Origin of the sequence: Parafrankia colletiae (assembly GCF_001854655.1) — a bacterium.
In the GTDB taxonomy this organism is placed as follows: Bacteria; Actinomycetota; Actinomycetes; order Frankiales; family Frankiaceae; genus Parafrankia; species Parafrankia colletiae.
In genome coordinates this window covers 1-10,215 of the sequence record NZ_MBLM01000023.1, presented here as the reverse complement: position 1 = coordinate 10,215, position 10,215 = coordinate 1, and the positions used below count along the sequence as shown (strand labels likewise).

Sequence of the window (10,215 nt, the reverse complement as noted above, 5' to 3'; positions counted from 1 at the left end):
ACTGACTCATTGATCTCCTCCGTTCACGGATCAATTATCCCTCATAGGGATCACTGTCCGAAGAACGGGGCCCACCTCACCCGCTACTACGAGCCGGTCCGCCAGCAGACGCCGCGACGGTACTCAACGCCTTACGGTTCCTGCCGCTTAGCGCGCTCCCTCTCGCCCGTCCGCCCCGCAGGGCGGGCGCGCAGTGTCGACATCTGCCTTCCCATGTTCCACGTGAAAGCCGCAGACCAGGCTCGCGCCGCCTCCATGCCGGGCACCACCTGGCCAGTACACGGGCTCCCGCCAGGCTCATCCTGAAGCAACCCCAAGCGCCCCAGTTTCAATGCCGTCTGATCTGGTTTCGACACTTCCTCAGCGGTTCGCTCTCGCTCGCCTTCCCGGTCCCTACCTGACGCATCTTGTGCGCCTTTTCCTCATCGCTCACCACGACGGTCTTCAGCCAACGCAGCATGAGGTGGTTTGACGCCTCCCCCCGCAGGGCGACGCCGAAGGGCCACAAATCCTTCATCTTCCAAGCAGCACCGCATCAAGCGAAATCCCCTACCTGTCGACCTCACTCTCCGCGCTCATGGCGCACTGGGGTGCCAGAAGTCAGCCTGGGCCCATGAGCTGGGCTGATGCGGCGGGGCGGCTGTCGGCATGATGGTCAGCTATGTCCATCCGCCTGCCCTATATGATCTTTGTGCGGATGTATGGCTGGCTGGTGTTGACGCCGAGCCGGCTGCGCGAGGCGGTCGCGACGAACTGCGGCCCTGGTGGGTGGACCCATCTGTCGGCGGTCGGGTTGGCCATCCGGAAGCACCCCGCGGTTGTCCTGAAGGCTTACGGCTACGCCCGCCTCATGGATCTGATGGTCGCGACCGACCTGTTCGAGCTTCAGCAGAACGGCCCAGGCACGTCCGGCCCCGTCCACGCACGTATCAAGTAGGCGCCCACGGCCCACGGCGATGGTGAGCGCCAGCTCTGCTCACGAGCGTGCCCAAGGTGCGGACCGCCTGTGTCCGTGGCGGGCTTGCCGTCCTTGCTGGTGGATCGCGTCGGCGGCTGCGGCGTCCCTGGACAGCGTCCGATAGGGCAGCAGCGCGACGCTGGCCAGGCAGGCGAGGCCTGCGATGAGCAGCGCGGTCCTGACGCTGGTGAGCGCGGCGAGGCCGCCGCCGGCGAGGACGAACAGCGGCTGCACAGTCTGGGAACTGATCCCCCAGGCAGTTCGTACACGAGTCATGTAGGCGTCGGCGGTGACCTCCATCCGGTAGGTCGCGAAGACCGGGTTGAACACTCCCACGCACGTCAGGATGGCCGTGTCCGCCACCATGATGATCATTAGTCCGGTCAGGCCGTGGGGCGCGAGCGGATACAGCAGCAGCCAGGGAGCGCGCGCTACACCGGCGGCGAGCAGCACACGGCGCTGCCCGAACCTGTGCACCAGGACCGGCGCGAGCCGTGACCCGGCGATCCCGCCGAGGCACGGCACGCCAAGCGCCAGCCCGTAGGCGGATGCGGACAGGTGGAGCTCGTCAAGGATGAGGACCGCGAGCAGTGGGAAGGTCATGACGACCGGGCCGCCGAACAGCATCGCGTTGAAGAACAGTGGCCGCAGCCCGGGGTGGGTCATGATGTGGCGCCATCCCGGTCGTATGCCGGAGCTGGCGGAGCGCTCGGGCGGTGGCGGTTCGCTCGCGTGGATGCGTCGCACGCCGACGGCGGAGCCGAGGTAGGAGGCGGCGTCGATGGCCATCGTCGCGGTGGCCCCGATGCCGCCGATGAGCAGCCCGCCCACCGGTGGCCCCGCCGTACCCGACATCCAGTCGGCGGTCTCGAACCAGCTGTTCGTTCTCAGACGGTCCGCCGGATCCGTGATCGCTTTCAGGTGCGCCCCGCTGGCGGCGGCAAAGACGATCGACGCGGTCGTGGAGATCGCCCCGACCGCGACCAGCTGCGGGTAGGTGAGCAGATGCAGCGCGGCAGCAGCTGGCACGCTGGCGAGCGCGGCGCATCGTGCCAGATCCGCCGCGATCATGGCGGGTCGTTTGCGTCGGTGTTCGATGCCGGCGCCCAGTGGCAGCAGAACCGCCGCGGCGGTCAGGCTCGCCAGGCCGGACAGCATCGACACCTCGAACGCGGAGGCGTGCAGGACGAGGACGGCGACGATCGGCAGCGCCCCGGACCCGAGGCCGCTGCCCGCCGCACTGACGGCGTACTCGAGGAGCAGACTGCGGCGATCCGGGTCCCGCACCGGCGCACGGTACCACCGGTGATGTCCCCGTCAGCCCGAAGCCGCGGGGCGGTTCGACGCGCGAAGTTTGGTGAAGATCGTGGCTGACAGTGAAGATCAAACTACGCTGGATGGGTGGCGTCACTGCTGGCGGTCGCGGCGCCGACAAGGGCGGCGAGCTGGGCGGGTGATCTGCCCGCCGGGGCGAATCGTCTTTGCTGGCCGGGGCGCCCGAGGACGGGAACGGACGTTCACCGTCCGGGACGTGTGCGGCCCGCTGTGATCAGACGGGGTGACAGTACCGATCAACAATCACGATCCTGTGTGAGGGATGTTGCCGGTGGATGCGGTTCAGGACGGGACGGCGGGTGTTCTCGACCAGGAGCAGGCGGACGGGCTGCGTGCTCGGCTGGTCGACGGGCTGCTCGCGGGTGGGTGGATCCGGACAGCAGAGGTGGAGGCGGCGTTCCGGGCGGTGCCACGGCACCTGTTCACACCCGAGGCCTCGCTGGAGGCGGCGTACGCCGACACGGTCGTGCGCACGAAGTTCGACGCGGACGGCGCGGCGATCAGCTCGGTGTCCGCACCCTGGTTGCAGGCGACGATGATCGAGCAGGCGCGTCTGACTGCCGGAATGCGCTGCCTGGAACTGGGCTCGGGTGGGTACAACGCGGCTCTCCTCGCCGAGGTGGTGGGTCCGGCGGGCGAGGTGACCACGATCGACATCGACCCGGAGATCACCGACCGGGCCGCACGCTTCCTCGCCACGGCGGGCTACGGCCAGGTCCAGGTCCTGACCCGCGACGGATGGCACGGCGCGGCCGAACACGCCCCGTTCGACGCGATCATCGTCACGGCGCAGGCCGTCGACATCCCACCGGCGTGGGTCGACCAGCTCGTCGACGACGGCCGGCTTGTCATCCCGCTCCGACTACGTGGCCTCAGCCGCGGGATCGCGTTCGAGCGACACGGCAGCCGGCTCGTCAGCCGCGAGACGCAGATGTGCGGCTTCGTCCGCATGCAGGGCGCCGGCGCGAGCCCGATGCGACGCCTCGCGCTGCGCGGCGGCGAGATCGCCCTGCGGTTCGACGGCAACTACCCGGCACAACCCGAGTTGTTCGACGGCATCCTCGACAGCCCACGCGTCGACGTCTGGACCGGGGTGCGAATCCCACCCATAACCTCGTTCGACACGCTCAAACTCTGGCTCGCGACCGTGTTCGACGACTACTGCGAGCTCGACGTCGCGAAGGACGCGGCGATCGAGTCTCTCGCGCCCGCCGGACGCCCACCCGGAGACGCCATCGTCAACGATGCCAGCATCGCCTACCTGACCTGCCCGAAGATCGCCGAATCGCTGCACGAGTTCCGCGTCCACGCCTTCGGCCCCGACGCCACCACCCTCGCCGAGGACCTCGCCGACCAGATCCGCATCTGGGAACGCGACCACCGCAACGGCCCCGGCCCTCGCATCACCGCCCACCCCCTCGGGACCCCGGACCACGACCTCCCACCAGGCCACACCCTCGACCGAGCCCACACCCGCATCACCATCACCTGGCCCCAGCCAGCCGACCCGGGCGCGCCCCACCACGGCTCCGGCTCGGGCCAAGCTAGATCGCGCTGGGCCTGGGAGCGCCGCCAAGGGCACGCCGGCCAGACGGTGGACTCGGTCACGTACTGTTCGACCCGCACACGCAGCGGACCGTTCACCCGTGGAACGCAGAGGGTATCCCGGGAACGTCCATAGCCGCGATCTCGCAAAGGTGATGGTCGCCAGGGCCGCCGGGTTCGGGGTGGAGGTGGCCCGCCGGCAACTGGCACCACCTGGGGCACGAGTGATCAGCAATCATCGGTTCGCCCATCGCCATCTCAGCGTCACGCGGCCCGCTTGTCTTCTCTGACAAGGGGCGGCGGTCAAGGCCTCGACGGGCGTCGGGATCTCTGGCCGGTCCGAGGTGTACAGCTCACCCCGGCCGCCTCGACATCACCGAAACGACACGACATACACATACAACTGTGCAGGCAAAGCGCGTATGGGGTGGTGGTTCGTGTCGGCCGGGGTAGTTGAACCCCCACACCCGTACATGYAGGTCAGAGATAATATTGATCTTTGGGAGAGTGTCCGAGGGGGGACTCGAACCATTACCCCACCACCGGTCGCGCTGTCCGGTGAACTAATTCTTGCAGGTCAGGCAGAGGTCGGCCGGTGAACGACGCGCCTTCCATGTCATCTGCCGGCCAGGGAGCCGGGCCGTTTGCTCTGCGCGCGGTCACCATGCTAATCGCCACCGTTGTCGCGTTGAGCTTCCTGTTCGGACTCGGCAACGTGTGGGCGCTGGGCATCCGACTTGGCGTTCCCGCCTACATCGCCCCACTGGTCGCACCCGCCGTTGATCTCTCAGTCGTCGCTCTGCTCGTTGCGACCCGCCAGTTGGCTCTTGCTGGTGCCAGCCAGAATCAGATCCGACCCGCGCAGCGCCTCCTGATCTTTTGCAGTCTCGTCACCCTTGCCCTGAACACCGCGGAACCGATCATCGAAGGCCACTACGGTCGTGCCGCGTTCGATGCTGTCGGTTGCTGCTTGCTGATCGGCTGGTCCCACATCGGCCCGGAACTCCTTCAAGCCCTTCAGCTCACTGGGAGCAGCGGGGAGCGGGTTCCCCCGTCGCTACTCCCGCGCCAACTTGTCGATGCGGCACGCCACGCCGGGCAGCCGGACCTGTTGGTGGCAGGTCACCCGATACCGCATTCACGGGAAGCGACCCGAGTCGGCCATCACGCACAGCAGGGGCGCGCGTCCGATAAGGAGCTTCTCGACCGAGCCCGCGTCGAGGACACCCTCCATTGGCAGGCCCATCGTCGCCCAGTCTCTGCTGAAACTCTCCGTAAACGCCTTCGCGTCGGCGCCGGCACAGCACGCCATCTTGTCGCACAGCTACGAACCGACCCCCACCCTCGACTCAATCCCGCAGCGGAGACTGATCAGGCCCGCACCGATCCCGACCTTCTACCAGCCGTTCCGTAGCTCCAGCCTTCAACCGGTAAACCGCCCTTCGACAGGTGCAGGGCACGACCGCGCCGCCTGCCGCCAGCCAGTACCATCACCCACTGGCTGTGTCCCCATTCGATTACAAGACGGATCACCGCGTATCCGAACATACCGGAACGTGCCGCGCCGTGCCGCAAAATCCGAGGTCAGGGCGATTTCCGTGCCGGAACGTGCCGGCAAATGCCGCCCAGTGCCGGGACATCCGCGCACACAATGCGCACACACACCACCGCCGAACCCTCGGATAACAGTCATATCAGCCGATACCGGACACCTAAAGCGTGCCGATTACAACAGGTAGTCGATCTCGAACGAGGAAGCGTCGACCTGGCCTGTCCGAGACGGAGCCAGCGGGCAACCGGCGACCGCGTGCTGGCCGGGCCGACGGTTACTGGTTGCACTCGTCCGCGGCGCCCCTGGGCGAAAGCGTCCAGCTCGTCGGAGGTCAAGACCAGGACGGGGACGCCGGTGCCACGCCTACCACGTCACGCCTAGATACGAGGCCAGCTGGGACCTTCACCGCCGGCCTGTCGCAGCAGGCCGCGTCAAGGCCTCGCGAAAACTGGATCTGTCCCTGATCTTGTGATCGAAGTGGATCTGGGCGTCGTCAGGTCGCGAGGAGAACTCGTTTGCGGAGCAGGTCGAAGTTCGCCCGGCCATACATCTGCCGCTTGATCATCTTGATGCGGTTCACGGTGCCTTCGACCTGTCCGGAGCTGTGCGGCAGGGTCAGGCCGTTGAGGACGGCGTCGTGGTCGCGCAGGAGGCCGCGGGAAGGCCCAGCCTGCCGGCGAGGCGTGCTCCGGCTCTGCCCGCCAGCGCCAACCCGATCGCCTCGATCATCCGACCGGCGAGCGGGGTGAACCGGGCATGCGGACTGGTCAGGCCCACGACCTGCTCCGCGAACGTCACTCGTGGACAGCTCGCTGCCGGGCAGCGGAACCGCCGGATCAGCAGATCGATCTCGACGTGAGAACCCGCGATCGCCGCATCGACCAATCGGCGGCGATACCGCCCGTGGACCCGCTCCGAGACCGCCCCGCAGCCGGGGCACGTGCCAGCGGCTCCTTGAACACGGGCCCGTAACCGCAGCCGATCACCAGACCGGTCCACCCGATCGACAACGAGACCCGCCAGGTGCGGAAGGAGAACCCCAAGGCCAAAGAGGCACCAGACATGTGATCACAGAGGGTTGATCGTGGTCAGCGCCCCGCCCCGGGATCGATCCGATCACAAGATCAGGGACAGATCCAGTTTTCAGGAAGCTGCGACAGACGGTGGCTCAATCGCCAGTGGCGGCGGCGTGGTCCATCGCGTCGATGTAGCGGGTGAGGGCGTCGCGGTTCTGTTCGAAGAACGCGATACGTTCGATCATCTTGTCGCGCTGTTCGACGAGCATGGCTCGTAGCCCGGGATCAGGGTCGTCGACGACGATCGCAGATGTCTGCCCGAGACAGGGAAGTATCGCTCCGATGATGCGGGTGGGGATGCCGGCATCGAGCAGTCCGCGAATCTTGCGCACGCGATCAACGAGGTACTCGTCGTACTCACGGTATCCGTTGTCCAGGCGGYGGGGCGTGATGAGCSCCTRCTCCTCGTAGTACCGCAGCATGCGCGGGGGCACATCGGTCTCCCTCGCCAGCTCGCCGATCCGCACTGAGATCCCTCTCATTGATGTCAACGTCTCCAGCGATGCTACGTGGGACGGGCTTGACCTTCACATGAGTGTGATAGTCGGACGATGGGGGCATGGCAGACCGCAAGATCATCCTTGGCATGGTGCTCACCGACGGGTACGGCAATCTTCCTGGTGCGTGGCGCGCGCCCCACGTCGACCCCGGCAACTACGCGAAGGTCGAGGCGAACATCCGCTACGCGCAGGCCGCTGAGCGCGGCGGCTTCGCGTTCCTCTTCACCCCGGACTTCCCCGCGGTGCGCGGAGATGTCGAGCACTCGACGATCAGCAACATCATGGACCCCCTCATGGAGACGGCAGCCATCTCGCAGGCCACCAGCAACATCGGGTTCGTGCTGACGGGATCCACCACCTTCCAGGAGCCGTTCAACACCGCTCGCCAGTTCAAGACGCTGGACATCATGAGCCACGGACGTGCGGGCTGGAACGCCGTGACGACGAGCGACCCGGCCGTCGCTGCGAATTATGGCAAGCCCGTCGCCGACCGCGCCGAGCGTTACCAGCGCGCCCATGAGTCGATCCAGATCGTGCAGTCGCTCTGGGGCAGCTGGCAGAAGGATGCCTGGATCAACGACCAGGAATCGGGCCGCTTCATCGATCCGTCCAAGCTGCAGCCGATCAATCTGCGGGGCGAGCACGTGGCATCGCGCGGCCCGCTCGCGCTGCCACCGTCGGAGCAGGGCCAGCCCGTGATCTTCACGTCGGGCGGCCCCAGCCCGCACTTGCTCGCCCTCGCCGGTCGCTACGCGAGCGGGTTCATCACCGAGGTGTGGACGATCGAGGAGGCACGTGCGCAGCGCGACGCGCTCCGGAACGCCGCGCACGAGGCGGGGCGCGACCCCGACGAGATCAAGTTCATCGTCGGGCTCATGACGACCGTCGCTCCCACGGTCCGTGATGGGCTTGACCGCCGCATCGCGATCGCGGGCGACGTCATCGAGGCTCGACTGCCGCATCTGAGCGCCATGATCGGCGTCCAGATCCAGCCGCAGCACATCGACAAGCCTCTCTCATCCGAGCAGCTGGCGGGCGCGCACGCATCGCCGATGGACCCGCGGTCCGCGATCGCCTTGCGAGTCGCGCGGGAGGGATGGTCACCGCGCGACGTCCTCGCGCACGGAGTCATCGACTACCACCCCGTGACGGTCGGCCCCGGGAAGGTGCACGCCGACCACATGCAGGAATGGTTCGAAGCGGAAGCGGCCGACGGCTTCTGGCTCGCTCCCGATGTGTACGAGGACGGTGTCGACGCCTTCGTCGACGAGGTCGTGCCGATCCTGCGTGAGCGGGGGCTGTACCCCGACGGGTATGTGGGGTCGACTCTGCGCGAGAACCTCGGCGTGCCCGACCAGTACGGGTTGGGAGCCTGGCTTTCATGATCACGCCCCAGGACATGCGTCACACGCTTGCCGGCTTCGCGACGGGGCTCGCTGTGGTTGCCGCGGAGATCGACGGCGAGGTCGTCGGCATGCCCGTGAACTCGCTGGGTTCGGTGTCGCTGGATCCGCCTCTCGTCTCGCTGTCGTTCGCGCACACATCGACAACCTGGCCCAGACTTCGCCGGTCGCAGCGTTGGGGAATCAGCGTGCTGGCGGAGGGAATGGGGTCGGCGGCGCGGGATCTGCGGYGACCGGCCGCCGAGCGGTTCGCTGGTCTGGAGGTCGATGTCGTGGGCGGTGCCGCCTTCCTGAGGGGAGCCCTCGCGACGATCACCGTCGAACTGCGTTCCAAGATCGAGGCGGGCGATCACACTCTCGTGCTCCTCGACGTGCTGTCACTCGAGCGCGACGAGTCGCGGGCTCCGCTGGTGTTCTTCGGGAGCAGAGTGCGAACACTCGCGGCTACAGATCTCGAACGGTCGGGGTCTGTTTGATCACATCCGGTCTGTCCGGGTACGGCCTGGCAGCGATTGGGCCTTACCGCAGGCATGAGGTATGCGGATGGTGGCGGCTGACGGCGCAGGGCCGTGTCGGTCGGGAAGCGGTCCGGGTGCCGGCCGCGGGCCTGTTCGCCGCCGGGGTCGATCCGGTGGAGGTGGCCGGGYGGCTGCGGGTGAGTACGAAGTCGGCTTTCCAGCGGAAGCGGCTCTGGCGGGCCGGTGGGAGGATCGAGTCGTGCCCGCTCCCAGGAAGCACTCCGTTCGCCGAAGTGTAAGTATCCGGCGCTCTACCGAACCCGGGGTGGTTCTTTGGTTTCTCCTGTTCCTTTTCCGAATGGTATCGACGGGGACAGGCGGGTACACGCCGGTAGACTTCACAGCGAAGGTGTTCCTTGGTGCGGGGTCGATCAGAACCTCAGCAAGCCCAATCCTCCCTACTCAGGAGTACTTTCCCGTTTGCCGCCACCCAACAGCGATCAGCCCAGTGAAAGCCCGAGGTTAGTATCTAACCTGGCAAGTGCTAGTGCCCCTGACCCACCCCACCCCACCCCATCCAATCAAGCTCGCGGTGAGCAGCGACGATACGACACCCGGCGCGTGACCTGAATAGGATTAGACAGATGAAGATCGGTATCCTGGGYGCCGGCCATATCGGCAAGACGCTCGTCCGGACGTTGAGTGAAGCTGGGCACGACGTGAAGATAGCGAACTCGCGTGGTCCGCACTCGATCGGCCCTGGCATTCTCTCCTCGGGTGGGCGAGCGGTGACAGCGGAGGACTCGGTCACCAATGTCGACGTCGTGATCCTCTCCATCCCCTTCAGTAAGATCCTGGCCGTGGCACCATTGCTCTCCGCGGTTCCGGACGAGACAGTCGTGATCGACACGTCGAACTACTATCCCGCCCGCGATGGCAAGATTGATGCTGTCGAGGCGGGGCAGGTCGAGAGCCTATGGGTGGCCGAACAACTCGGTCGTCCGATCGCCAAGGCATGGAACGCGATCGGCGCTGCCTCCTTCGCGGAGAAGGGCAAGCCGGCCGGCGCGCCGGACCGGATCRCACTCCCCATTGCCGCCGATCGCGACGAGGATCGACGGGTAACGCTGAAGCTCGTCGAGGACACGGGTCTCGACGCCTTCGACGCCGGCAGCCTCGCGGACTCGTGGCGCCAACAGCCCGGAGCGCCGGCCTACTGCACCGACCTGACCCGTGACGCGATGGAAGCGGCGCTGGCCGCAGCGGAGAAGGCACGATTGCCGAAGCGCCGCGATCTGGCGGCCGCGGCCATGGCCGAGCGGATGGGCGACGGGACGACCAACCTGGACACGGATTACCTGCCCCGCCTCAACCGCGCCATCTACATG

At 66.9% G+C, this 10,215-nt stretch carries 9 protein-coding genes and 1 pseudogene; 6 read left to right on the top strand and 4 right to left on the bottom strand.

Annotation, left to right across the window (positions count from 1 at the left end):
- Window positions 1–661 precede the first annotated feature (661 nt).
- Window positions 662–937, top strand: coding sequence for an OST-HTH/LOTUS domain-containing protein (locus CC117_RS04305; protein WP_071082464.1), 276 nt, complete (start codon window positions 662–664; stop codon window positions 935–937).
- 39 nt (window positions 938–976) lie between these two features.
- Here the strand turns inward: CC117_RS04305 and CC117_RS04300 are convergent, their stop codons facing one another.
- Window positions 977–2,245 (bottom strand): MFS transporter, encoded by a 1,269-nt coding sequence (locus CC117_RS04300; RefSeq protein WP_071082463.1) that lies wholly within the window; start codon window positions 2,243–2,245, stop codon window positions 977–979.
- A gap of 319 nt (window positions 2,246–2,564) precedes the next feature.
- On the opposite strand from CC117_RS04300, the gene fxlM reads away from it, so the two are divergent.
- Together fxlM and CC117_RS40315 are read left to right on the top strand one after the other, a co-directional pair.
- Complete coding sequence (gene fxlM / locus CC117_RS04295; RefSeq protein WP_241829829.1) at window positions 2,565–3,974, top strand: methyltransferase, FxLD system; 1,410 nt, start codon at window positions 2,565–2,567, stop codon at window positions 3,972–3,974.
- 477 nt (window positions 3,975–4,451) lie between these two features.
- Window positions 4,452–5,252: a hypothetical protein gene (locus tag CC117_RS40315; protein ID WP_084131521.1), complete on the top strand. Its 801-nt coding sequence runs from the start codon at window positions 4,452–4,454 to the stop codon at window positions 5,250–5,252.
- Between the two features lie 631 nt (window positions 5,253–5,883).
- Here CC117_RS40315 and CC117_RS40310 read toward each other — a convergent pair.
- The 3 genes and pseudogenes from CC117_RS40310 to CC117_RS04280 form a co-directional block, all read right to left on the bottom strand.
- Window positions 5,884–6,051: pseudogene (locus CC117_RS40310) on the bottom strand (transposase); the annotation flags it as partial.
- Window positions 6,006–6,389 carry a transposase family protein gene (locus CC117_RS40305; RefSeq protein ID WP_407673468.1) on the bottom strand — a complete coding sequence of 128 codons (384 nt, stop codon included), beginning with the start codon at window positions 6,387–6,389 and terminating at the stop codon, window positions 6,006–6,008. The gene CC117_RS40305 and the pseudogene CC117_RS40310, both read right to left, overlap by 46 nt.
- Window positions 6,390–6,558: 169 nt before the next feature.
- Entirely contained in the window at window positions 6,559–6,933 is a 375-nt protein-coding gene (locus CC117_RS04280) for a MerR family transcriptional regulator (RefSeq protein ID WP_071082459.1), read from the bottom strand.
- 119 nt (window positions 6,934–7,052) lie between these two features.
- Here CC117_RS04280 and CC117_RS04275 point away from each other — a divergent pair, with 119 nt between their 5' ends.
- The 3 genes from CC117_RS04275 to CC117_RS04265 all read left to right on the top strand — a co-directional run.
- Entirely contained in the window at window positions 7,053–8,351 is a 1,299-nt protein-coding gene (locus tag CC117_RS04275) for an NtaA/DmoA family FMN-dependent monooxygenase (protein ID WP_198541730.1), read from the top strand.
- The gene (locus CC117_RS04270) at window positions 8,348–8,845 is read left to right on the top strand and encodes a flavin reductase family protein (protein WP_071082457.1); all 498 of its coding nucleotides are present in this window, start codon (window positions 8,348–8,350) and stop codon (window positions 8,843–8,845) included. The genes CC117_RS04275 and CC117_RS04270 overlap by 4 nt, the downstream gene beginning before the upstream one ends.
- A 608-nt stretch (window positions 8,846–9,453) precedes the next feature.
- Window positions 9,454–10,215, top strand: a 762-nt coding sequence (locus CC117_RS04265; protein ID WP_256385351.1) for an NADPH-dependent F420 reductase, incomplete at its 3' end; no start/stop codon positions are given.